The organism is Labilithrix luteola (assembly GCF_001263205.1).
GTDB lineage: Bacteria > Myxococcota_A > Polyangia > Polyangiales > Polyangiaceae > Labilithrix > Labilithrix luteola.
In genome coordinates this window covers 9,472,022-9,495,419 of record NZ_CP012333.1, presented here as the reverse complement: position 1 = coordinate 9,495,419, position 23,398 = coordinate 9,472,022, and the positions used below count along the sequence as shown (strand labels likewise).

The following is a 23,398-nucleotide window of genomic DNA, read 5'->3' as shown; positions in this document are numbered from 1 at the left end:
CTGGCGTGAGCAAGATCGCGGTCATCGGAGCAGGAGCTTGGGGAACGGCGCTCGCGGCACACGCCGCGCGTCGCGATCACGAGGTTCATCTTTGGTCGCGCGAGCCCGAGGTGGTGCGCGACATCGAGGAACACCACGAAAATCGGGGGTTCCTCGGAGGGGTGACGCTCCCCAAGACCATTCGCGCATCGACCGATCCCGGGGAGGTCCTGCGCGGTGCCAGCGTCGTCTTGCTCGTGCCGCCGTCGGCCTATTTGCGCGCGGTCGCCACGACCATGGCGCCGCACGTGCCGAAGGACGCACACGTCGTCATCGCCACCAAAGGCATCGAAAACGACACGCTCGAGTTGATGAACGAGGTCGTCGCGGAAGCGATGCCTTCGCGCGATCGCAACGCACTCGCGGTCCTGTCCGGACCGAGCTTCGCCCGCGAGGTGGCAAGCGGGCTGCCCACCGACGTCGTCGTGGCGTCCAAGAACGACACCGTGGCGAGCGAGGTCGCCTCGGCGCTCCACACGCCGATGTTCCGCGTCTACACGAGCAAGGATCCGGTGGGCGTGGAGGTCGGCGGCGCGCTCAAGAACGTGCTCGCGATCGCTTCCGGCGCATGCGACGGCCTCGGCCTCGGCACCAACGCGCGCGCGGCGCTCATCACGCGCGGCCTCTCCGAGATGGCACGCTTCGGCGTCGCGCTCGGCGGCGATCCACTGACGTTCATGGGACTGGGGGGCGTCGGCGACTTGATCCTCACGTCGACGGGCGCACTCTCGCGCAACCGCTCTCTCGGCATGAAGATCGCCGAAGGCGTCGACGCAAAGACCTACCTCGCCTCGCAGCGTGCGGTCGCCGAGGGCTACGGCACGGCGAAGGCGGCCTGGCAGCTCGCGCAGAAGCTCGGCGTCGACGCGCCGATCACCGAGCAGGTCTACCACGTGCTCCACGAGGGGCGCCCGCTCATGGAAGCGATGAAGCTCCTCATGACCCGCGCCCAGAAGCAGGAGCTCTGGGGCCTGGACGCCAAATAGCGCAGGCTACTTCGGCGCGATCGCGTCGGCGCGCGCAGCGAGGACATGCGCGATCACGTCGTCGACGCCGTCGCCCACGTTGGCGCGGGTGAAGATCACCGGACCGCCCTGACGAATCCGTTCGGCGTCGCGTGCCATCACCTCGAGGCTCGCGCCGACGTGGGGAGCGAGGTCGGTCTTGTTCACGATCAAGAGATCGCTCTCGGTGACGCCCGGTCCGCCTTTGCGCGGGACCTTGTCGCCGCCAGCGACGTCGACCACGTAGATCGTGAAGTCGACGAGCTCGCGGCTGTACTGCGCCGCCAGGTTGTCTCCGCCGCTCTCGACGAAGAGCAACTCCGGCGACACGTCGCGCATGAGCTGCTCGAGCGCGTCGAGGTTCGGCGTGATGTCCTCGCGGATCGCCGCATGCGGGCACCCGCCGGTTTCGACCGCGCGGATCTGCGGCGACGGTAGCGCGTCGTGGCGGTGGAGGAACTCGGCGTCTTCGCGCGTGAAGATGTCGTTCGTGACCACGCCGAGCTTCATGCGGTCGCGGAGCTTCCGGCAGATCGACAGGACGAGCGCCGTCTTTCCGCTCCCGACCGGCCCGCCGATGCCGACCGTAAAGGCACGCTTGCCGAAGTCACGCGCCCGGCGCGGTGCACGCTGGCGGAAGAGCCCCGGCCCCGCATACTTCTCGTGCGTATGGCCGTGACCATGCGCGTGGTCGTGATCGTGGTCATGCGGATGATCGTGATCGCCGTGCGCCATCGTTCCCCTCACGATTGAAAGAGTCGCGCGTCGAGCTCGTCGTGGAGCGCGCCGTAGATTTCGACGAGCGGTGCCGTCTGCGCGGCATCCTCGACGGTTCGATGCGTGCATTGCGCAAGCAGATGATCGAGCAGGCCCGACCGCCCGGCCTGGATGCGCTGGGCTTCGAGCGGGCCGATGAGCGAGAGCCGTACCGCCGCCGAGAGCACCGTACGAGCCGTGCCGTGGAGGAACACGATCTGCGCGTCGCGCGCCTGGACGCCGAGCGCATTGCAGATCGCTCCGAGCATCGGCGCGTAGTGAGCCGGTCCGCGTTCGGCATGCTCGGCGACGGCTCCCACCAGCTGCGCGCGTGGCGGCTCTTCGAAGATCCGCGCAGCGGCGCTCACGAACGCCCGCCCTTGTGCGCGGCTCGCGCGGTTTGCCACGTGGTTGGCGATCGTCGCGTCGTACGCCTCGTCGAGATCGGCGAGCGACTCGGTGCCGTGGCAGGCCGCCCGCACGAACGGCAGCGCCGAGTACGCGGTCTGAACGAGAAGCTGGTCGAGAAACGGTTCGACGGCTTGGAGCCCACCGAGACGCACGGCGGCCTCGAGACCGGCCGAGTGGGCGAACGCTCCCGAGGGAAACGAGCCGTCGGTCAGCTGCAAGAGCAGCCACGGCGCCGACGGACTCGTGGCCGGCATGGGAGGCAGGGGCAGACCGTCGCTCGTCATTGTCGTGCTCCTCAGAACAAGGAATACAGGCGCGCCAGGGCGACCTTCGAGGCCGGCAGGGCGCGCATGAGAACGCCGTCTGCGAAGACCTCGTAGGTCTCGGGATCGATCCGCATCTTGGGCAGCGCGTCGTTCAACCTCATGTCGCGCTTGCCGATTCCACGGCATCGTCGAACCGCGTTGATGCGTTTCTGCAGTCCGAGCGCCGCGATGTTGCCTTCCGCGATGGCGCGCCGCGAGACGAACGCGATGCTCGTGGCGCCCGTGGCGCGTCCGAGCGAGCCGAACATCGGCCGCATGTAGGAGGGCTGCGGGGTCGGGATCGACGCATTCGGATCGCCCATCTGGCCCCAAGCAATGAGCCCGCCCTTGAGCACGAGCTCCGGCCGCGCTCCGAAGAACGACGGTCGCCAGAGAACGAGGTCGGCCCACTTGCCGACTTCGATCGAGCCGATCTCGTGGGACATGCCGTGCGCGATAGCCGGGTTGATCGTGTACTTGGCGACGTACCGGCGAACCCGGAAGTTGTCGTTCGGGCCCTTTTCCTCGGGCAAGCGACCGCGCTCGTTCTTCATCTTCGCGGCGGTTTGCCAGGTCCGGCAAACGACCTCGCCGACGCGGCCCATGGCCTGGCTGTCGCTCGAGATGATGCTGATCGCACCGAGATCGTGCAGGACGTCTTCGGCGGCGATGGTCTCGCCGCGGATGCGGCTCTCGGCGAACGCCACGTCCTCCGGAATGTTCCGATCGAGGTGGTGGCAGACCATGAGCATGTCGAGATGCTCTTCGAGCGTGTTGGTGGTGAACGGGCGCGTGGGGTTCGTCGAGCTCGGGATGACGTTCGGCTCGCCGACCACGCACATGATGTCCGGCGCGTGACCGCCGCCGGCGCCCTCGGAGTGGTAGGTGTGAATCGTGCGGCCTTTGAAGGCGGCGATCGAATCGGCGACGTAGCCGGACTCGTTCAGCGTGTCGGTGTGGATCGTGACCTGGATGTCTTCGTCGTCGGCGATCCCGAGGCAGCAATCGATGGCGCGCGGGGTCGTGCCCCAGTCTTCGTGCAGCTTGAGGCCGACGGCGCCGGCGCGGATCTGATCGACGAGACCGTCGGTGAGCGACGAATTGCCTTTGCCCGTGAGCCCGATGTTCAGCGGCAGAACGTCGGTCGCGAGGAGCATGAGCTCGATGTGCCGAGCGCCTGACGTGCACGTGGTGGCCTTCGACCCGGTCGCCGGTCCGGTGCCGCCACCGACGAACGTGGTCACACCGCTGGCGATCGCTTCATCGGCCTGTTGCGGGCAGATGAAATGGATGTGCGAGTCGATGCCGCCGGCCGTGAGGATGAGCCCTTCGCCGGCGATCGCCTCGGTGGTGACGCCGACGATCATCGACGGCGTCACGCCGCTCATGACCGCGGGATTTCCGGCCTTGCCGATGCCGACGATACGGCCGTGCTTGAGGCCGACGTCGGCCTTGTAGATGCCGGTCCAGTCGACGATGAGCGCGTTGGTGATGACCACGTCGAGCGCATGATCGTCGTCGGCGCCGGGCATTTGACCCATCTGGTCCCGAAGCACCTTGCCGCCGCCGAACTTGCACTCGTCGCCGTACGAGGTGAGGTCCCTCTCGACTTCGATAAGTAGACCCGTATCTCCGAGGGCGACCCGATCGCCGGTCGTCGGGCCGAACATCGCAGCGTACGCAAGTCGGTCGATGCGGCTCATGACTTGGCCTCCTGGAGAGTTTCGTCGGCGTCGGGAAGGTGGACTGAGAGGCGCTCGAAGTTGCGAGCAATGTCTGCCGCCGACGGCCCCTCACGAGAGCTCGATCCGTTCTCCACGAGGGTAACCGTGCGGGTATCGCCGGGCTCGAAGCGCACCGCGGTGCCGGCGGGAATGTCGAGATGCTTGCCGTGGGCTGCTGCGCGATCGAAATCGAGCGCCGCGTTCGTTTGGTCGAACGGATAGTGGCTGCCGACCTGGATGGGTCGGTCGCCCCGGCTCGTGACCTGGATCGTGACGCGTGCGCGCCCGGCGTAGAGCTCGATGTCGCCCGGGACCACGTCGACGGCTCCCGCAGCCGTCACCGGCGACGGGCTCACGCCGAAGATCGACCGATCGGGGACCGGCAAGAAACTCCCGTACAGCGCCAGATTCAGATCGCCGTCGTCGAGCGCGATCGGATCGTGGACCGTCACGAGCTTCGTTCCATCCTCGAACGTGCCTTCGACCTGCACCTCGTCGATGAGGTCGGCGACGCCCGGCAGCACCTGACGATGCCCGAGGATACGACGCCCGACGTCCATCAGCTCGGCGACGCTCCTTCCATCGCGAATGAGCTCGAGGAGCTGCGTCGCGAGCAGCGCCACGGCCTCGGGGTAATTCAGTCGAAGCCCGCGAGCGAGCCGCTTCTGCGCGAGCACGCCAGCTTGATGGAGCAGCAGCTTGTCGATTTCGCGCGGCGACAGATGCATGGCCTACGTCCTCGGTGCATGCGCACTCAATGGCGCGCAGTGAAGGGATCCACGACGTCGATTTCGGGAAGGTTTCGGAGACGCCTCTGAACTTCGTCGATGACGCCCAGCGGCGTCGTTCCTGCGATCCGAACGATCGCGCCATCGCTGGTCGAATCGCGTCTGGGCACGGGCAGGGGGCTAGGCGCCGCAACGAGGGCACCGTCGGCCCCGCGAGCGTGCTCACGGGAGTGGCTCAGGATCCCGGCACGAACCGGAGCGACGCCCGGGCCGATGGCGAACAGCGTGGCGAATGCCTCGAAGCGGTCCATGCGTTCGGCGATCGAGCCGTCCTTCGCGTCCAGCCGGAAGGCTTCGTGGAGAAGCTTCTTTCCATCGCGTCGGACGACCGTTCTCGTTTCGAGGCTGCCGAAGGCCCAGCGTTCACCGTACGCCGCACGGCCCGACGTGAAGCCGTCGAGCACCACGCACGACGCCGACGGACCTTGGAGGTCGACGTCGACATGCTGCGTGTAGTGGGCATCGCGAAAGCACGCCACGGGGTCGGGAAGCAGAACGAGCGTGCCGGCGACCCTGGCCCGGAGCGATTGCCGGGCGCGTCCGCGGAACACTTTGGTCGTGGCCTGGGTGAACACGAGCAGCGTCGCGCCAGGGTCTACCGTGACGTCCAGGTCCACGGTGTCGCCATCGACGAGGCCGCCGCCGAACGTCACCAGGCACACGGCGGCCGCCGAAGATCCCGGGAACGTCGGCCGGACAAACCGGAGCGGACTCGTGGCGAACGCATGGCTGAGCGTCGAGGCCATCCGGGCGTCGGGCCGCGTGGCGACCAGCGAGCCGCGACCGGCAGCTTCGGCTTGCCCACGGCCGATCGCTTCGTTCGTTTCGTTTGCCGTCGTACCGCGAGGTCCGTCGTCCACGTAAGCAACGCTCGTCGATGGTCGACGTGCGTGTCAACGCGGCGCCCGGTCCGACCAGCTCGCCGAGCGTCACCAGACGGGGAGCCGCTCGGAGCTGCGAACGGACCGCGAACGACGGACCGCCGAGCGCCTGGAGCCTGACCGGCGCCCAGGCCGCCCCCCGCCGAGGGCCGTCCCGTTAGTTGACATAATGCATCTTATGCGAAATTTGAACAGGGGCGCTGGGAGGGAATTTAGGGCGTTTCGTGCGGGTCCCCGTCCGGCGCCGGTCGTTACGCATAACGCGCAGCGGCCCCGCCGAGAGCTGCTCGAAGCGCTCTCCACGGGGCCGCCGAAGGCCGAAGGACCGGTCCGAGGTCCCGGTCTGCGTCCGAGTTTCAGAGACCGGTCGGTGCCGGGAGCAGCGACATGGCCATCCGGTTGCCGAGCCTCCGGAACGCCTCGCCGTAGCCCGTGGTCGGTCCGTTGCCTCCCGGCACGGTCACTGGACCGGTCGTCGGGCTCGGACAGATCGAAGACGCCACCGCGTTGTCTCCCAGGAGCTGCGCCAGACGAAGCGGCCGCACGCCCGGATACGCCTTGGCCGCCACCTGAAGCGTATGCACGGTTGCGTCGCAGATCGGCGACGCGGCGTTCGTGCCGAGACGACAGTCGCAGTCGTCGGGGATCACGGTGGTGCAATCGCGCGGCGCGTCGAGCGCAAACGTGCACGCGTACTGGAGTTCACCCTGCGTCACCCATTCGCGACCATGAACCGGGTCCGCGTCGTTCGCCGAGGACGGCCCAGGAAGCCCGGGCCGCGGGTCAATGGACTGGAGCATGTGCGGATCGATACCGCTCAGCACGTAGCCCGCGGGATCGGTGCCGACCACGCGCGCCCAGTCGCCGGCGGTCATGTTCGGATGCAGGAGATCGGGCGGCGCGCCGGCCATGACGCTGAGCACCACCAGGCGCTGCGAGCGCGGTCCGGCCGTCAGATGGCACAGCTCTTGGTCGGCCGACGTCGGCAGCGCCGGCGCGAAGATCGGGTTATCGCACGACGGTGTCGGCGTGTAGCGGCCGTCGGCGTCGTGGTCGTCCTCGCGGCTCGGCACCTTGGCCGAGAGCAAGCCTTGGACGTAGCGGTCCAGCGGAAACTGCGGGTCGACACCGAAGCGTCGCTTCATCTGGAAGAAGCGCGCGTCCGGCGAGTCGTCCCGGTCCGCGTAATACGGCGTCGTCGAGCAGATCGGATCGTTCTCGACGACGGCACAGAGGTCCGCGCTCGGTCCGCTACCGTTGGCGCAGGCAGCGGCGAAGCCACAGGACGTGCACTCAGGCGCCCCCGGATTGGCGGCACAGGCCGATGTCGCGCGCGGAGCGGTACCGCGGCCGCCATTTTGCGGAGCGTTCGAGCCAGGAAACGAGATGTTGGCGAACCCCCACCCCCGACCTCCGAGAGATACCGGATCGACGGTCGAATCATCCTCGTCCGTCACGACCACGATGCTGAGCAGCGAATCGGGGCGCAGGAAATCGTGGCGCTGCTTGAGAACCGTCTCGTCGGTACCTTCTCGATGGGCAACGCCGTCGGCGTCGACCGTGACGCTGTCGTAAGGATTCGGTTCGACAAGGAAGCGATACCAAGCCTCGAGCTGGGCTTCGAGACCACAGCCTCTCGTGCCCACGCCCCCAACGAGCGCGGTGACGTCGTCGATCAACTGCGTCGGGTCGGCGACTCCGCCTGCTCCGAACGAAAGAAAGCCCGCACTGGCGTTCGCCACCGGCACTCCGCCCGGACCGGTCGTGACCAGATGCGCCTTCCTGTCGACGAGAGGCTGCACGCAGGTGTCGCTGCCCGGCGTACCGAGCGACGAAGTCACGATGCCGACGTGCAGGTCGTTCACAGGAGCAAACTCGAGGTGCCCGGTCGCGCAGAAGCCGTTGTTGCTCGGGGCGATGACGGTGCCGCTCGCGTCCACGCAATTCGGAGAAACGAGTCGCCGAACCAGAGCCGGCAGCGATTTTTTCAGGAGCTCCTGCTTGTCGCCCATCGACCCGGAGTCGTCGACCATGAGGAGCAGATCGACTTTGCCCGACACGGTTTGAGTTCCCGTTGGGGTCACGATGAACGACGGCGACGCCGTGGGCTCGACCACCCCCACTTCGACAGGCCCCCCCAGTGAAGCAAGATCACCTTTGCAACCGAACAGCGCGAGCGAAGTCGCGACGACGAGACTGATGCGTTTGAGCATGCCGACCTCCGACACGCACGAATGGCCACGCGACGCCGCTCTCATTGCGAACTCAAATCAGAATTCGAATTTAAATCCTGAGTAGACGAGCGACGAATCAACCCGCGAACGCGATGGTCGTATGCGGAGCGCGGATGCTCGACGAGGAAGCGCTCGGCGAGCGTGCGAGCAGCATTCGAATCGCCACGTGCGACGAGGAGCTCGATGCGCGCCACCTTCGATTCGAGCGCGAGCGTCCCGTTCGCGAATCGCGCGTCGTGGTCGTCGAGCGCGTGTTCGGCGGTCGACGGATCGCCAGCGGCGAGCGACGCACGCGCGCGGTCGATGAGCGCAATTTCCTCCGCGACGGACGGCGGCTTGGCGTCGCTCTTCGGCTCGACCTTGGCGACGGACGGAACCATCGGCCGAGCGCCTGCTCGCGGAAGCGCGGCGTTGGCCGACGGAAGATCGGTGACCGAAATCGTCGGCTCCGCAACCGGTGCTCGAGGCGCCGATTCGACGACCTCGGGCGATTCCGATGACGATACGACCGAAGGCGCAGGCGCCGTCGCGGGTCCGACGGAGGAAGGCGCAGGCGCCGCCGGTGCCAGCGCCATGCGGAGCGCAATGACGATGCCGGAGAGAAGCGCGAGCCCCGCAGCACCTTTGGTGACGGCCGAAGCACCGAGGACCGACGCGCCGTTCGCGGCGGAAGGGGTCGCAGTCCCCTCGCCTGCGATCGCCGCAACTGTGCCGCCTGCGCCGATTCCCAAGGCCGCGAGCGCGCGCGCGGCGCCGTCTTCCGGCTCGCGGTCGAGCCGAGCGGAACGCAGAAGCGCACGATCGAAGTCCGGCATGCCTTCGTCCTCGTGCAATCGCTGGGGATCGCTCATCGGGTCCTCCCTTGAGACGTGTGCCTCGCGCGGATGCGTCGCACGATGACGTCGAACTCGGCGCGCGCCTTGCGGAGACGCGTGCTGACCGTGCCCGGGGGCAGCCCCAGAAGCGCGGAGATCTCGTTCGTCGTGAGCTCTTCGAGCTCGAACAGGACGAACACTGCCGCCACGTCCAGATCGAGCTGTGCGATGACCTCGGAGAGCAGCTCGCGCGCCTTGCGCTGCTCGAGGACGGTGTCGGGCCCCGGCGTCTCGTCGTGGAGGTCGTCGGCGCGTTCGTTGTCGAAGGTCAGTCGCGAGCGACGCTTCGAGCGGCGCATCTCGGAGGCCACCCGAAGTGCCGTTTGGAACAGGAACGCGCGCTCGCTTCCGGGAGCAACGTCACCGAGCCGTCGCGCCAACACACCGAGGACACGCTGTGCGGCATCGTCGGTATCTGCCTCCGGAACGCCGAGACGGCGCAGCGAGCGCCAGAGAAAGCCGTAGTCGGCATTCACGATCCGGCGCAGGCGCGCTTCATCGACCACGGCCTTGGACGCCCCGTGCGCATTGTCGCCAGGGCCATCCGCGTGGAGATTTTCGAAGACGTCGGCGGCCATGGGGGTGGATTCGGGGGCGAATTACCGAGGAATGGCCGGACGCAGCAGGCCTCATTCGGAAAAGCGATAGCCGAGCGAAAGAGCCGCCTGACCGAAGACGGCTGGAACCTCGTAGACCACGTCGCTCGGGCGAACGAAGAACCCGTGTCGCAGCAGCGGAAAGCCCAGCTGGACGTCGGCTGCGACGAAGAGCGAACGTGTGAGGTCGAGATCCGCCCGGCCGCCGACGCCGAGCGAGAGCCATACGAGCGACGAGGCCTCTGCGTTCGAGATCGACTGGCCCATGCCGCGCAGCAGGCCTCCCTCGAAGCCGACGCACGGTGAGAGGCGCACACCGAAGCGCACGGACAGCGGGCATCCGTCGACACGGGCGGACCAGCGCTCGAACCTCGCCGTGCCGGCGACCGTATCCATGTCCGAGCTACGTGCGACATCGAGCGCCAGACGAAGCGAGCGACCATCGAGCTCGAAACCGCCGAAGACAAAGACTTCGGGAGCCACCGTCGGGCCAACCGCACCCGTCGCGCCGAGTCCGGCGCCGAGCACGATTCCGTCGTCATTTTCGGGCTCACGCGTGACCGGACGCGGACGGTCGACGGCCGCGGATGGCGGCGCAGGCACTTCCTTCACCGGCGCCACGGGAGAAATCGCGGGCTCCGGCGGCATGGGCGCTTCAGCAGCCATTTCTTCGGCGGCGAGTGCAGCCGCGAGGGCCAGAGCTTGGACGACCTCCTCACACGTCGCGGCGTGGACGTCGCGTGCGCGATCGTCGATCCTCAGCGTGCCGTCGTAGCCGTGCTCGGCGCTCTTCGCGATCGAGGTGTGCGCGCGGGCGAGGACGCGGCCGGCGTCGGCACGCTTCTCGATCTCCGCACGGAATGCGTCGACGTCAGGACATTCCGGGGGCGCCGCGTACGAAACGGGGGCGGTTTCGGCGCGGGCGACCTTCGTCATCGCCGTGGTCGCGAACATCGCCGTCGCGATGAACGCCGACGCCGGGCATCGCGCGGATCTCCAACGTTCGGCCAACGCCGATGACAGATGCCATCGAAGGCGCGGCCCGGTCAAGGACGCCGCCGCGGGCGCCTCGACCGACTCGTTTCAGCGCTTCGCGAGCGGAAGCGGCGGCGCGACGGCGATGCCGAACAGCTGGCCGGCGTTCGTCATCACGTACGCGCGCCCCATGAAGGCCGCCGGCGTCTGCGCGATGCCCGTCCCGGGGTCGATGCCGTCGATGACCTTGCCATTGCGCGGCGACATCAGGAACAAGCCGTAGCGGCTCGTGCCGACGAGAAGCGCCCCCTGAAAAGGAACCGGCGCCGTGACACCGCCCTCGGGGACCTTGTTCCGCCAAACGACGCGTCCCGTGTAGGGGTCGAGCGCCGCAAGGCCGAACGTTGCGCTCGACGAGAGGACCAGCTTGTGGGCCGGCACCATCGGTCCGCCCTTGTCGGGGCCGTTCGGATTCGGCTCGTGCTCGGGCTCCTTCCAGAGCACGAGGTCGGTGCCACCGACGGCCTTGTCGTTCGCCCAGACGCGAGCGCCGGTGGCCGCATCGAGCGCAAAGACGCCGCCGGCGTAGCTCGAGACGTAGACGACACGCCCCTGCGGGTGATCGTCGAGGACGGGCGTGGTGTCGACGTCGAGGTAGCGCGGCGCGTCACCGCTCGCCTGCTCGGCCTCGGCCGAGAGGTCGACGGTCCATCGCTCGCCGCCCGTCGCCGCGTCGTACCCGATGACGTGACCGTCCGAGTAGGCCATGAAGACGAGCTTGTTGACCGGATCGTACGCCGCTCCGGCGTGTCCGCTGATCTCCATGCCGAGCGCCGGCGTCCGGTGCACGGCAGGCCAGAGAGGCTTGCCCGTTCGACGATCGATCGCGAACAGGAAGTCCGACGCGTTGGAGAAGAACAGCGACTCACCGGCGCGAACCGGCTTGCGCGAGACCTCGGCGCCCGTGTCGAAGCGGTAGACGAGCTGACCGGTCTGGGCGCGCACGCAGTAGAGCGCACCGTCGTTCGAGCCGAAGTAGACGTAGTCCATTTCCGGGTCGTAGAGCGGCTCGCTCTGGACGACCCCGATCGTCTCGAAGCGCCAGATCGTGCTGCCGTCACCGGCGCGCAAGGCGTAGAGGCCGCGATCGGACGAACCGATGAAGACGCGATTGTGCGCGGGATCGATCTCCGGGCGACCGCGCTCCCAGTCCTCGCCGGACGTGCGCGACGGAGCCGTCAGGTTACGGTTGATGAACACGTTCATCGCGCCGTTCGGACGGTTGTACCAGTTCGGGACCTCCGGATTGACCCGGTCGCCCGCGAACACATCCGCCAGTCCGCAGCCCGCACCGAGGGCGCAGAGCGCGACGGCGCCCAGAAGCGAGGCCGCGCGTTTCAAGGCTTGCCGCCGCCCTGCTGCTGCTTCTTCTGGGCGTCCTCGATCATCTTGCGGATCTGGGCGGGCGTGAGCTGCGAGCCACCGCCCGGCGCGCCGCTGCCCTGCTTGGGCGCGGCCGACGGATCGAGCTCGCGAAGGCGATCCATCGCGACCTCGCGCAAATACGGGAACGCCGGACCTCGGGGGATGCTCATTCCCGGCAGCGCGTCGTCCGTCTTGTTGACGCGATCCTTGAGCGAAACGAGCAGTTCCTTGGCCTTGTCCTTGTCGCCCTTGGCCTCGAGGACGCGCGCCTGGTGGTACATGGCGAGCTCCTTGAAGCCCTGCACTTCCACCGTGTTCTCCAGCTCTTTGTAGGTCTTGAGGGCGTCGTCGAGGTACTTGCCCTTCTCGGCGGGCGCGGCCTGGGCCTTGAGCTCGTAGGCGAAACCGAGGCCCTCGAGCGAGCGCCCCTTCACTTCCTGATCGGCGGCCGCGAGCGGCGACGCCTTCACGTCGTTGAAGGCCGCCGCAGCGCCGTCGGGATCCCGCTTGTCGAGCAGCAGCGATCCCTCGGCGAGGCGCGCGAGGATGGCAGCGCCCGTCCTCGGGAACCTCGCTTCGACCTCACGGAACTTGCCGAGCGCGGCTTCGCGACGCTCGTCGTAGGTCTTGAACATCGGGCCGGCGGCCTGGATGTCGTCTTCCTCGGCGTCCTTCGGGGGTTCGCCGATGTGACCACGCTCGTCCGCAACGGCCTGCGCGAGCAGCACCGACGCGTCGTTTTCGCGCTTGTGGTCCCAGTAAAGGAAGCCGGCGACACCGAGCAGCGCCACAGCGATGGCTCCGCCGACGATCTGCACGAGCTTCTGGTTTTCCTTGGCCCAGTCGCTGAGCTTGGTGGTCCGCTCGAGGAGCGGATCGGCGTCTGCCGCGATCGCAATCGAGCGCTTGGGCTCGGCGCGCGTACCGATCTTCGCGAGCTTCTTCGAGGCGGCCACCTCGAGGCCGGCGCCCTTCTTGCCGCCCTTTTTCTTGGCCGCACGGCGCTCGGCGAGCTTGCGCTCTTCGTCGCGCGCCTGACGCTCGATGGCGTCGTCTTCGCCGAGCGCGGCGACACGTCGAGCGATCGCTTCGGGGTTCATGGCGGCGTCGTCGTTGCTTTCGGCGGCCTCACCCTCGCCGGCGGCGGACGCACCTTCGGCGCGCTCGTCGACCATTTCTCCTGCTTCGGCGGCGCCTTTCGCCTCGTCTTCGCGCTCTTTTTCGTCGCTCACGGGGCGGACTCTAGCCTCGTCAACCACGGCACGTCAAAGGCCGCCGTCAGGCCCGTCGTCCAAGGGGTCTGCTCCGGCATCCGGGAGCCACGCGCGCGGCGGAGGCGGCGGGATCTCGGGAGCGCGCCGGACGAGCCAGGCGGCCTGGATCCCGTCCGGATGCTCGAGGTGCACTTCGACGCGGGATCCGGGATCGCGAGTCAGCTCGGCCACCCAGACGTTGCCCTGCGGCTGGCCATCCACGTTTTCGCCGCCAACCTTCACGGAGAGCGTGCCCGGCCCCTCGCCCACGAGCACGAGCAGGCGGGCCGGCCCCTCCCCACTCACCGTGAGCGAGGCGTCCACGGTCTTCGGGGGGGCGCCCGCCGGCGCGGTCCACCCTCCCTTGGAGCGCTCGAGCAGTCCTGCGTCGCGCGCGACGGCCACGGCCGCATGCATGACCTCGGGCACGCCCGCGAACCTTGCAAGCGGGGCGCGCAGCTCCTCCCTGGCCCCGACCTTGAGCAGGGCGAGCGCTTCTTTGGGACGAACGTTGACGTACCGCTCGGTCGTGAACGTCGAGAGCAGCGCCTCTTTGGCGCGTAGATCGCCGATGGCGGCGAGGGTCTCGACCACGTAAGGACGAAGGCGCACGTCCTCGAGGGAGCGAACGAGCGGCAACACCGCCGAACGCGCTCGAACGTTGGAAAACGCCGCGAGAAGCTCGCGGGCCTCGTCGAGCTCACCGCGCTCTCGTGACGTAGGAAGGAAGGCCGCGTCCCAGCGGGCCACGAGTGCGTCTTCTCCGCGCGCATCTCCCTTCTCCGCGAGCGCCAACGCCGCGGCGGTGCGCATGCGCGCGTCGTGTCCCGCGAGAACGCCGTCGACGCGCTCCTTGACGGGACCGCCGGCGGCCTCGCCGAGACGTGCGAGCGCGAGGGCCGACCAGGTTCGCACTTCGCCGTCCTCGTCCTTCGCGAAGGCGCGCTGGAGCTGCGCGCTCATCTCCGGAGCTTTGAGCCCGAACGCGCACCGGGCAGCGGCACGCCGGATGTCGACACGGGCGTCGTCGAGGAGCGGAGCCACGTCCTCGGCGGCCTCGCGATCGCCCTGCAAACCTCGCCGGAGGGCTTCGGGCAGCGCCGAGGCCTCGTGTTTTCCGTTCTCCCGTTCGATGGCCGCCGTGAGACGCTTGAGCTCCTGGACGCGCGCCGGTCGATCGACGACGGGCCTTTGCTCGGTCGGATCGGTGGCGATGTCGAACAGCGTGCAGGCGCCGATCTTGCGCGCGCAGACGAGGCGATCGCTCTTTCGCGCAAGCAGCGTGTAGTCGTCGGTCTCGGCGAACGCGAGCCCCTGTTCATCGGATGCCGCCTTGCCGACCACGAGCGGTCCGAGATCGCGACCACGCACGCGTGCGGGCATGGGGATGTCGAGCGCGGCGAGCGTGGTAGGCAGCAGATCGATGGTCTGCACGGGCGCCTCGACCACGCGAGGCTCGATGCCCTTGCCGGCGATGATCAGCGGAACGCGGACCTGCTCCTCGTAGACGCTCGTGCCGTGATACCGGCCGCCGTGATCGCCGAACTCCTCGCCGTGGTCGGCGGTGAACACGAAGGTGGCCCCCGGCCGGCGAGCTTCGACGAGCGAGACGATGTCACCGACGAGCGCGTCGGCCGTGGCAATCTCGCTGTCGTACGCGTCGACGGTCTCGTTGCCCGAAAACGGATGTTCCGCGTGCGCTTCGTACGGCTCGTGCGGCTCGAAGAGGTGGACCCACAAGAAGAGCGGCTTGTCGGCCTTCGCGTTCGCCAGGTACCGCTCGATCTGCGCGCGACGGAGCTCGGGCCGCGCGAACTCCTCCTTCTTGTATTCGAAGCCCAGCGACCGATCGCGCAGCTCGGTAAAGCGATGCGCGTCGATGAAGAACACGGCGGGGGGATAGAACGCGGCGGTCCGGTAGCCGTAGCGCCTCAGGTGATCGGCCCACGTCTCGGCCTTTTCGCCGGCGCCCATGGCGAGGAGCGGCCGCATGTACGTTCCCGTCATCATCGACGAGATCGAATACGACGTGTGGGGCGTGGGGCAGTACGCGCGGTCGAAGCGAACACCGCGCGCCGCGAGCCGATCGATGTTGGGCGAGGTCGGCCGCCCATACCCGTACGACGAGAGGTGATCGGCGCGGAGCGCGTCGACGGTGAGGAGGACGATGTCTTTTCCCGTCCAGTCGAGGGCGCGGGTGCCGTGCGAGCCCTGCAGAATCGCCGACGTGTTCGCCAGCTCGGGCAGATCGACGTCGTCCAAGGGCGGCGGAGGCGCGAGACGCCCGGCCACGACGACCGCGCGACCGAGAAGCGGCGCGTGCTCGACGAGCACTCGCCTCAAGTTGTCGTCGGTCGACACCGTGCGCGCCCCTCGCGGCGCCCACACCAGCGCAGCGAGCACGAGGACGAGCCCCGTGACCGCAAGCGGAAGCTTCGCCAGTGTCGAGCGCGTGTAGACCCACGTGGTCGCCCACGCCCCGAGCGTGATCGCGAACAGCCCGAGGTGAAACGCCGGGTACAGGCGCGGAAGGACGAGCGCGTCGGCGAGCCACGCGCCGAGACCGACGAGCCCCGCGAGAAACGCCACGCGCCCCGTCTTCTCGAGTGGCAACCGTCGCACCACGGCAAGCGTGATCGCGCCGGCCATCGCGGCGAGGACCAGCACGAAGCCCCCGCGAACGATGGGATTGGCCATGTGCCGCCCCGTCGACACGCCGAACGCGACGAGCGCTCCCGCCAGGGCGGCGAGCCCCGCGAGAATCGCGGCCCGCCTCGCTCGCACGAGCTGGCCGAGGCCGACGAAGAGAATCGCGAGCGGAAGAGCGGCGGCGAGGCCCACGGGGCTCAACTGCCAGCGCGCATGGCTCATCTCCCACGTGCCAGCGAACTGCTTGTCGTACGCGAGCGCGATGACGAAATTCTCGACGACGAGCAGCCCTGCCCAGGTCGCGAGAATGCCGCCGACGTCGAGGACGCGACGCGTGAAGTCCGTGCTTCTCACCCGGCCTCCTCACGAACGGCGAGTACGTGACCGAACCGTGCGACGAGCGCCCCGAGGACGCGATGTTCGGGGCGCTGGAGCGCCGGATCGGTGACGAAGAGATCCCTCGCATCCTCGTCGATGCGTGCGAGCCACGGATACGAGGCGCCGTGCTGGAGATAGAGCAGCTCGTCTTCGACGCCATGCTGACGCGTGCCGCCGAGATCGCCGGCTCCGCGAAGCTCGAGATCGGCGCGCGCAATCGCCTCGCCACTCGACAGCTCCTCGAGCGCCTTCAAACGCGCGCGGGCCGGGCCCTCGAGAGGATCGGTGTAGACGAGCACGCAGGTGCCCGGCTGGCTTCCACGACCGACGCGACCACGCAGCTGGTGGAGCTGCGCAAGACCGAACTGCTCGGCGCCCTCGATGACGATGAGCGTTGCCTCCGGCACGTCGACGCCGACCTCGACCACGGTCGTACCGACCAAGATCTCGGCATCGCCTCGTCGGAAGGCGGTCATCGCGGCACGTTTCGCGGCTGCGCCGAGCCCACCATGGAGCAGCGAGACCTTGCGCGAAGAGAGCGTCTTCGCGAGCGCCTCCGCGCGGGCGACGACCGTGGCGAGAGGATCGGTATCGTCTTCGTCGTCGGGATCGCTCTCGATCCGCGGCACGATCCAGAAGACACGTTCACCGCGCGCGCAGACTTCGTCGACACGCTGCACGATGGCCTGCAGGCGACTCGAGGGCGCGAGCTCCGTGGTCACGGGCAGGCGCCCCATCGGCCGCTCGTCGAGGGTCGACGTTTTGAGCTCGCCACGCAACGCGAGGGCCAAGGTTCGCGGGATGGGCGTCGCGCTGAGCGTGAGGAGATGCGGGCGCTCGCCCTTCTTCACGAGCGAGAGACGCTGCGCCACGCCGAGCCGCTGCTGCTCGTCGACGATGACGAGACCGAGGCGAGCAATCTCGAGCCCCTCGCGAAGGAGGGCATGCGTGCCGATCGCGATCTGGGCCTCGCCCGTCCGAAGGTCGTTCTCGGCCTTCCGGCGCGCCGCGGCCGGCACCCCGGCTGCGACGAAGGCCGAACGCGCACGAGCCGCCCGCTCGAGCGGCTTCACCGCGTCGAGGTACTGCTCCGCGAGCACGCTCGTCGGCGCGAGGATCGCCACCTGGAAGCCCGCCGCGATGCACTGTGCAGCGGCCGCCAGCGCCACGGCGGTCTTGCCGGTTCCGACGTCGCCCAGGAGCAAGCGACGCATGGGGCGCGGCTCTCCGAGCTCACCGGCGATCGCGTCGATGGCGCTTCGCTGGCTCTTCGTGAAGGCGAAGCCAAGCTCACCCTCGAGCTTCTTCTGCAAGTCCGCGCGACGCGGGCAGGCGGGCGCGGCCACTCCCCTTCCTTCGCCGGACTCCGATCGAAGCCGCTCCCAAACGCGGGCGAACGCCTCCGTCCAGGCGAGGCGCTCGAGGAATGCTCGTCGCGTGGCCTCCGTGGGAGGCGCGCCGGCGCCGCGCGTGTGAATCTCGCGCAACACCGACGACGCATCGGCCATGGTTTCGCGCTGGGAAATCGCGGGCGGCAGCGGATCGGGCGTGATGCCCTCGTCGACGGCCCAGGCAATGGCCTTCCGGAGGGTAGCCTCCGGCGGACCGAAGCGACCGTAACGAGCGCGCACGGCACGCACCTCGGCCGTATCGAGGAAGAACTCGGGATGCGCCGTGCGCGGCGGCTTCTTGGGCGGCGCCTCGATGCGCCCGACGAGGAGCACGCGGGTTCCCGGCTTGGCAGCGGCCAGAACGCCGTGCGCCATGAAGAACCAAAATGCGTGCAACTTGCACGAGCCGTCCTCCTCGTCCTCGACGAGCACGCGGACGGTACGGCGCCCTCGAATCGGCACGACCGCAGCGCTCTTCACGAGCCCGGTCACGGCGACGCGACTGGACTTCACGGCGCCCCCCGACGATTCGTAGACGGATCGCGCGGACGCGACCGCCGCAGCGATCGTCATCGGCTCGCGCAGATCGTCCCAGGTCGCGGGCGGCAGCCACACGAGATCGGCGACGGTCGAAAGACCGTGGTCGGCAAGGGCCGTTCGGGCGCTCGGCCCGAGGCCCGGAAGCATGTCGACCGGGTCGAGGGGGCCCACCACCTTCTTCGGCGCGCGAGCCTCCCCTTCCCCATCCGCGGCAGCCTTGCGGCGCGGGCGAGAAAACAAGCGGCAGGCGCGCACGAGCCCCTCGACGCGCGGGCGTGAACGCTCGACGTCCTCACGACGCGCGAGGCCGGCCAGGAGCTTCTCCCAGTCGGCCCGGCGCTCGTCAGGAACCGCGGCCGTAGCCTCTCGTACCGAGATCACGAGCGCATCGAGCCGCTCGGGATCGGGCTCGACCAGCCACTTCTTGGCCATCCGCGAGAGCCGTACGAACGGCACGAACGGCCCTCGAACTACTTGGCCGACTTGCCGGTGAAGTCGATCTCGAGGATCTCGAAGACGCGCTCACCACCGGGGGTTCGGACCTTGACCTCGTCCCCCACTTCCTTGCCGAGCAACGATCGAGCCAAGGGTGCGGTGACGCTGATCTGCCCGTTGTTGATGTCGGCCTCGTCGGCGCCGAGGATCCGATAACAGACCTCCTCCTCGGTCTCCGAGTTCATGAGCTTCACGGTGGCGCCGAAGGCGACCTTGTCGCCGCCGATCTTCGTGGGGTCGATGATCTCGGCGCGAGAAAGCTTGTCTTCGAGGTCCTTGATGCGCGCTTCGTTGAAGCCCTGACGCTCGCGAGCCGCGTGGTACTCGGCATTTTCGCTGAGGTCACCATGGGCGCGGGCTTCGGCGATCAGCTGCGTGATGTGCGGGCGTTCGACGGTCTTCCGGTTGTGGAGCTCGTCGCGCAGCTTGGCTGCCCCTTCGGGGGTGATCGGGTTCTTGTCGACCATGACCGGAGACTCTTTAACCTCAACTCCTCGCGGACGCGAGACGATCTTGTGGTACGTCCGCCGCGTGAGCATCGCCGGTGAGAGGCCCGAAAGCGGCGTACGTATTGCGCTCGAGCGACCGCGTGACGGTGGGCCGCCCTGGTCTTATACGGGCGCGGCGTACGTGCCGGACGATACCTTTGCGCTGAAGGTCCTGGTTACGGCCGAGGGTACGGTCGAGGTCGAGGTCCAGGCCAAAGGGGATAGCGGCAACCCGCCGCCGGCCGACCTGGCGGAGAAGGTCCGTCTCATCGTCCGCACCGCGTTTCGTCAGGCCAAGACCGACGACGAGCCCCCGGCGCGACGCATCGTCCGTTGGCGAGGCGAGAAATGAAGGCGAAAATGGTCTATACGCGAAAGCCGATGGCTCCTGCTCGCCGCTCTCACTCCCTTCTCGGGGCGCTGTGTATCGGCGCTCTTGGAGCCGCTGGTCTCGTGGGTATCGCGGGGTTGACCGGTTGCGAGACGCCCGAGCCGCGTTCGGCGCTGAGCTACGCGGCCGACGCCGAGCGCGCCTACAACCAGGCGATGGAGGAATTCACCTCCCACAACTGGATCGAAGCGCAGAGCCTCTTTCGCGAGGTCAAGCGCAAGTACAGCTACTCGAAGTTCGCGCGCCTCGCCGAGCTTCGCATCGCCGACGCGGACTTCGAGCAGGAAAAATACGCCGAGGCCATCCGCGAGTACCGGCAGTTCGTCCACGACCACCGCTCGGACGTCGAGGAAGTCGGCTACGCGCGTGCCCGCATCGCCGAGGCGCAGTACAAGCAGATCTCCGAGTCCTTCCTGCTCCCCAGCGCCGACGAGCGCGATCAGGCCGTCATCCTCGACGCCTACAAAGAGCTGAAGGGCTACGTCCACGATTATCCCACCGGCAAAGACTCGCAGAAGATCCGCGAGCTCCTCGCCGACGTCACGGCGCGCCTCATGCGCCACGAGCTCTATGTCGCGCGGTTCTATCTGCAGCGTGACAACTTCGACGCCGCGGTTCTGCGTATCCAGTACGCGATGCGCAACTTCGCCCTTGGTCCGCAACTCGCGCCCGCCACGCCCGGCAAGCAGCCGAGGATCAATCCGAACGCGCCCGAGCCGGTCGACTCCGGCCTCGAGGCCGAGGCGCTGCTCCTCCTCGGCGAGGTGTATCTGAAGATGCACAAGTTCGGCGACGCGCGGGACACCTTCAACGCGATCCTGCACGACTACCCGAAGAGCCCGCTGACGGTTCAAGCGAACAACTATCTCGACTACATGCGGGAGCGAGGCGTTTGAGGCGCTGGGCGGCCCTCGCGCTCTTCGCCGGAACGGCTCTTTTCACGGGCTCTGCCCACGCGCTTCCGCCCCCCGCAAGCCTTCCCCGCGGCCCCTGCGACCCGCCCTGGACCGTCGATCCGAACACGGGCAAGAAGGCGTTCAAACCCGAGTGCGTGTCGACGCCGGAGACGGCGGTTGCCGCCTCGCTGACCGCCAAGGCCGAGGAAGACGAAAGCCCGACGTGCGAACAGGCTTTCATCGAGCACGTCTACAAGGCCACGAAACCGAGCGTGGTGCGCATCACGCGGCCCGACGGTGCGCTCGGCACTGGGTTCGTCTTCTTCTCGAGGAAGAACGTTCTGACCGCCCTGCACGTGGTCGATCTCGGTCGTGACGTTCGCGTCGAGTTCCCCGGTGGAAAGAGAACCACTGCCGAAGTCGTCGCCGTCGACGAGGAACACGACCTCGCACTGCTCGAGCTCGCCGACGCGAGCGACGCACAACCGCTCACGCCACGCGCCAACGTCGCGGTCGGCGTTCCGATCCTCGCCATCGGCAACCCGTACGGCGATCTCCCGAGGATCTCGCGCGAGCTCGAGGGCCTGCTCAACTTCAGCGTTTCGCAGGGCATCGTCAGCGCCAAGAGCGACGCCTTCATCCAGACCGATGCTGCGCTGAGCCCCGGCAATTCCGGCGGCCCGATGCTCACGTGCGATGGTCAGGTGGTGGGCGTTGCCGATCGCCTCCTCGAGTCACGCATCGGCTTCGGCGTTCCGATCACGCACGCCGTGAAGCTCACGCAGAGCATCGGCAAGCGCAAATACCGAGGCACTTGGACGGAGCGCGACGGCGCGATCGGCATCGCCTGGCAGATCGACACGTCGACGTACTTCGGGCCCTACCTCGGCGGCAGCATCGTTGGGTTCGATCGCTTCGCGCTCACCTCGCGCATCGGCATCCTTTTCGCGGGCAAGCAAGACACGAACGAGCCCGTCGTAGACCGCTCGGTGCGACGCATCTTCGGAGAGTTCCTCCTCTCCTACCGGATGCTGCTCTTTCCGTATTCGTTCCCGACCTACTTCTCGCTCGGGGGCGGTGTCCTCGGCACGTTCGACCGCGGCAGCGAAACGCGACTTGGCGCGACGCTCGATCCGCCGGGGTGTCCCGCAGGCAGCAACTGCACCGCGAAGCTCGCCGCGTCGACCACGTCGATCCGCGGGGTGGCGTCGAGCCGATCGTCCAGGCTGTGCTCAATCTCGGCGCCCTCGAGGCCGGCTATGCGTTCGCGCTCGACGTGATCCACCCGAAGTACTCGACCCACCAGATCCTCGTCGGCCTCAGTTTTTAGGGCGGCGCGCGGGCCGAGGGCCTGTAGCCTGCTCGGTGACATGAGCACGGTCATGACCACCGGCCAGAAGACGGCGAAGACGATTCTGGTCGTCGACGACGAGAAGAACATTCGTCGCACGCTGCAGCTCGTGCTCGAGGGCGAGGGCTATCACGTGCTCGGCGCCGACAGCGCGGAGATGGCGCTCGAGATCCTCGCGCGGCCGAACACGCCGGTCGACCTCGCCATCTTCGACGTGAAGCTCCCTCAGATGAGCGGCCTCGAAGCCCTCGAACGGCTGCGCAAAGAAGAAGCCACGCGCGACCTGCCGATCATCGTCATCAGCGGCCACGCGACGGTGAACGAGGCGGTCAACGCCATCAAGCTCGGCGCGAGCGACTTCTTCGAGAAGCCCCTCGCCCGCGAGCGCGTGCTCGTCAGCGTGCGCAACGTCCTCGAGACCGCCCAGGCGCGGCGCGCGCTCGCCGAGGTGTCGAAGGAGCAGCTCGCCAAGTACGAGATGATCGGCAAGAGCGCGCCGATGCAGCGCATCTTCCACGACCTCGAAAAGGTGGCGCCGACGCGCGCCAGCGTGCTCATCACCGGAGAAAGCGGTACCGGCAAGGAGCTCATCGCCCGCGCGGTTCACCGTTTGAGCCCCCGCACCGACAGCCCCTTCGTGAAGGTCAATTGTGCGGCCATTCCGCGCGAGCTCATCGAGAGCGAGCTCTTCGGTCACGAGAGAGGCGCCTTCACCGGCGCGCAGACGAAGCGACGCGGCTTCTTCGAGCAGGCCCACGGCGGCACTCTGTTTCTCGACGAGATCGGCGACATGGACGTGGTGGCGCAAGCCAAGGTGCTCCGCGCGCTGCAGTCCGGTGAGATTTCGCGCGTCGGCAGCGAACACGTCATCCACGTCGACGTGCGCGTTCTTGCCGCCACCAACAAAGATCTCGGCAAAGAAGTCGAACGCGGCGGCTTCCGCGAGGATCTCTTCTTCCGCCTCAACGTCTTCCCTCTGCGCAGCCCCAACCTGCGCGAGCGCGTCGAAGACATCCCGCTCCTCGCGCATGCGTTCATGCTGAACTTCGCCAAGGAGAACGGCACGAAGCCCAAGCCCATCGACAACGCAGTGCTCGCCGCACTCGTGACACGCAAGTGGCCCGGCAACGTGCGCGAGCTGAAGAACGTCGTCGAGCGCATGGCCATTCTGTCGGGCGATCGCGTGACCATCGCCGATCTCCCCGAGGATCCGCACGAGAGCCCTTTCGGCGAGGAAGACCCGCGCGACGAGGCGGCGCCTCCGGTAGAGAACTTCGAAGAGGAGCACGACACCGCTTCACGCCCGCCCGCGACGGCGCCGGGCCCCGAAGCGCTTCGCTCGTATCTGACCTTGCGCGAATACCGCGAGCAGACCGAGCGTAAGTACATCGTCGACACGCTGAAGCTGACGGGCTGGAACATCTCCCGCACGGCGGTCATCCTCGGCGTCGAGCGGACGAACCTGCACAAGAAGATTCGCGGCTACCAGATCAAGCGCGGCGAAGGCTGACGCTGAGCTTGGAGAGTCGTCGAGCGGCTCATCGGAGCGATTC

At 67.9% G+C, this 23,398-nt stretch carries 19 protein-coding genes; 5 read left to right on the top strand and 14 right to left on the bottom strand.

Annotation, left to right across the window (positions count from 1 at the left end; genetic code table 11):
- Positions 1-5 precede the first annotated feature (5 nt).
- Positions 6-1,025, top strand: a complete 1,020-nt coding sequence (locus AKJ09_RS41120; protein WP_146653301.1) for an NAD(P)H-dependent glycerol-3-phosphate dehydrogenase — start codon at positions 6-8, stop codon at positions 1,023-1,025.
- Positions 1,026-1,031: 6 nt separating this feature from the next.
- On the opposite strand, the gene ureG is transcribed toward AKJ09_RS41120, so the two are convergent.
- From ureG to greA, 14 genes are all read right to left on the bottom strand, one after another.
- Positions 1,032-1,778, bottom strand: coding sequence for an urease accessory protein UreG (ureG, locus tag AKJ09_RS41115; RefSeq protein WP_146653300.1), 747 nt, complete (start codon positions 1,776-1,778; stop codon positions 1,032-1,034).
- Positions 1,779-1,786: 8 nt separating this feature from the next.
- Positions 1,787-2,494, bottom strand: a complete 708-nt coding sequence (locus tag AKJ09_RS41110; protein WP_240488796.1) for an urease accessory protein UreF — start codon at positions 2,492-2,494, stop codon at positions 1,787-1,789.
- A gap of 11 nt (positions 2,495-2,505) precedes the next feature.
- Entirely contained in the window at positions 2,506-4,218 is a 1,713-nt protein-coding gene (gene ureC / locus AKJ09_RS41105) for an urease subunit alpha (RefSeq protein ID WP_146653299.1), read from the bottom strand.
- A complete protein-coding gene (locus AKJ09_RS41100; protein WP_146653298.1) occupies positions 4,215-4,967 on the bottom strand; it encodes an urease subunit gamma in 753 nt (250 codons plus the stop codon). The genes ureC and AKJ09_RS41100 overlap by 4 nt, the downstream gene beginning before the upstream one ends.
- Positions 4,968-4,993: 26 nt before the next feature.
- Positions 4,994-5,887 (bottom strand): urease accessory protein UreD, encoded by an 894-nt coding sequence (locus AKJ09_RS41095; RefSeq protein WP_146653297.1) that lies wholly within the window; start codon positions 5,885-5,887, stop codon positions 4,994-4,996.
- A 377-nt stretch (positions 5,888-6,264) separates the two neighbouring features.
- Positions 6,265-8,121 (bottom strand): hypothetical protein, encoded by a 1,857-nt coding sequence (locus tag AKJ09_RS41090; protein ID WP_146653296.1) that lies wholly within the window; start codon positions 8,119-8,121, stop codon positions 6,265-6,267.
- Between the two features lie 41 nt (positions 8,122-8,162).
- A complete protein-coding gene (locus tag AKJ09_RS41085) occupies positions 8,163-8,993 on the bottom strand; it encodes an outer membrane protein assembly factor BamD (protein WP_146653295.1) in 831 nt (276 codons plus the stop codon).
- Positions 8,990-9,595, bottom strand: a complete 606-nt coding sequence (locus AKJ09_RS41080) for an RNA polymerase sigma factor (RefSeq protein WP_146653294.1) — start codon at positions 9,593-9,595, stop codon at positions 8,990-8,992. The genes AKJ09_RS41085 and AKJ09_RS41080 overlap by 4 nt, the downstream gene beginning before the upstream one ends.
- A gap of 51 nt (positions 9,596-9,646) precedes the next feature.
- Positions 9,647-10,567, bottom strand: a complete 921-nt coding sequence (locus tag AKJ09_RS41075) for a hypothetical protein (protein ID WP_146653293.1) — start codon at positions 10,565-10,567, stop codon at positions 9,647-9,649.
- Between the two features lie 129 nt (positions 10,568-10,696).
- Entirely contained in the window at positions 10,697-11,989 is a 1,293-nt protein-coding gene (locus AKJ09_RS41070) for an outer membrane protein assembly factor BamB family protein (protein WP_146653292.1), read from the bottom strand.
- On the bottom strand, positions 11,986-13,245 hold the full coding sequence (locus AKJ09_RS41065) for a YfgM family protein (RefSeq protein ID WP_146653291.1): 1,260 nt from the start codon (positions 13,243-13,245) through the stop codon (positions 11,986-11,988). The genes AKJ09_RS41070 and AKJ09_RS41065 overlap by 4 nt, the downstream gene beginning before the upstream one ends.
- Positions 13,246-13,278: 33 nt before the next feature.
- The gene (locus tag AKJ09_RS41060; RefSeq protein ID WP_146653290.1) at positions 13,279-16,269 is read right to left on the bottom strand and encodes a sulfatase-like hydrolase/transferase; all 2,991 of its coding nucleotides are present in this window, start codon (positions 16,267-16,269) and stop codon (positions 13,279-13,281) included.
- Complete coding sequence (locus AKJ09_RS41055; protein ID WP_146653289.1) at positions 16,266-18,656, bottom strand: ATP-dependent DNA helicase RecG; 2,391 nt, start codon at positions 18,654-18,656, stop codon at positions 16,266-16,268. The genes AKJ09_RS41060 and AKJ09_RS41055 overlap by 4 nt, the downstream gene beginning before the upstream one ends.
- A gap of 38 nt (positions 18,657-18,694) precedes the next feature.
- A complete protein-coding gene (gene greA, locus AKJ09_RS41050) occupies positions 18,695-19,186 on the bottom strand; it encodes a transcription elongation factor GreA (protein WP_146653288.1) in 492 nt (163 codons plus the stop codon).
- A 64-nt stretch (positions 19,187-19,250) separates the two neighbouring features.
- Between greA and AKJ09_RS41045 the strand changes: the two genes are divergently transcribed.
- The 4 genes from AKJ09_RS41045 to AKJ09_RS41030 all read left to right on the top strand — a co-directional run bounded on the left by AKJ09_RS41045 (position 19,251) and on the right by AKJ09_RS41030 (position 23,355).
- Complete coding sequence (locus AKJ09_RS41045) at positions 19,251-19,559, top strand: hypothetical protein (protein WP_146653287.1); 309 nt, start codon at positions 19,251-19,253, stop codon at positions 19,557-19,559.
- Positions 19,556-20,494, top strand: coding sequence for an outer membrane protein assembly factor BamD (locus AKJ09_RS41040; RefSeq protein ID WP_146653286.1), 939 nt, complete (start codon positions 19,556-19,558; stop codon positions 20,492-20,494). The genes AKJ09_RS41045 and AKJ09_RS41040 overlap by 4 nt, the downstream gene beginning before the upstream one ends.
- Positions 20,491-21,774: a S1C family serine protease gene (locus AKJ09_RS41035; RefSeq protein WP_146653285.1), complete on the top strand. Its 1,284-nt coding sequence runs from the start codon at positions 20,491-20,493 to the stop codon at positions 21,772-21,774. The genes AKJ09_RS41040 and AKJ09_RS41035 overlap by 4 nt, the downstream gene beginning before the upstream one ends.
- A gap of 90 nt (positions 21,775-21,864) precedes the next feature.
- A complete protein-coding gene (locus tag AKJ09_RS41030; protein ID WP_146653284.1) occupies positions 21,865-23,355 on the top strand; it encodes a sigma-54-dependent transcriptional regulator in 1,491 nt (496 codons plus the stop codon).
- Positions 23,356-23,398: the final 43 nt, after the last annotated feature.

Bases quoted from the DNA above. Each gene is read 5' to 3' on its own strand.
- ureG (WP_146653300.1), bottom strand. From the start codon at position 1,778: ATGGCGCACGGCGATCACGATCATCCGCATGACCACGATCACGACCAC.
- AKJ09_RS41110 (WP_240488796.1), bottom strand. From the start codon at position 2,494: ATGACGAGCGACGGTCTGCCCCTGCCTCCCATGCCGGCCACGAGTCCG.
- ureC (WP_146653299.1), bottom strand. From the start codon at position 4,218: ATGAGCCGCATCGACCGACTTGCGTACGCTGCGATGTTCGGCCCGACG.
- AKJ09_RS41100 (WP_146653298.1), bottom strand. From the start codon at position 4,967: ATGCATCTGTCGCCGCGCGAAATCGACAAGCTGCTGCTCCATCAAGCT.
- AKJ09_RS41090 (WP_146653296.1), bottom strand. From the start codon at position 8,121: ATGCTCAAACGCATCAGTCTCGTCGTCGCGACTTCGCTCGCGCTGTTC.
- AKJ09_RS41085 (WP_146653295.1), bottom strand. From the start codon at position 8,993: ATGAGCGATCCCCAGCGATTGCACGAGGACGAAGGCATGCCGGACTTC.
- AKJ09_RS41080 (WP_146653294.1), bottom strand. From the start codon at position 9,595: ATGGCCGCCGACGTCTTCGAAAATCTCCACGCGGATGGCCCTGGCGAC.
- AKJ09_RS41075 (WP_146653293.1), bottom strand. From the start codon at position 10,567: ATGTTCGCGACCACGGCGATGACGAAGGTCGCCCGCGCCGAAACCGCC.
- AKJ09_RS41055 (WP_146653289.1), bottom strand. From the start codon at position 18,656: ATGGCCAAGAAGTGGCTGGTCGAGCCCGATCCCGAGCGGCTCGATGCG.
- greA (WP_146653288.1), bottom strand. From the start codon at position 19,186: ATGGTCGACAAGAACCCGATCACCCCCGAAGGGGCAGCCAAGCTGCGC.
- AKJ09_RS41040 (WP_146653286.1), top strand. From the start codon at position 19,556: ATGAAGGCGAAAATGGTCTATACGCGAAAGCCGATGGCTCCTGCTCGC.
- AKJ09_RS41030 (WP_146653284.1), top strand. From the start codon at position 21,865: ATGAGCACGGTCATGACCACCGGCCAGAAGACGGCGAAGACGATTCTG.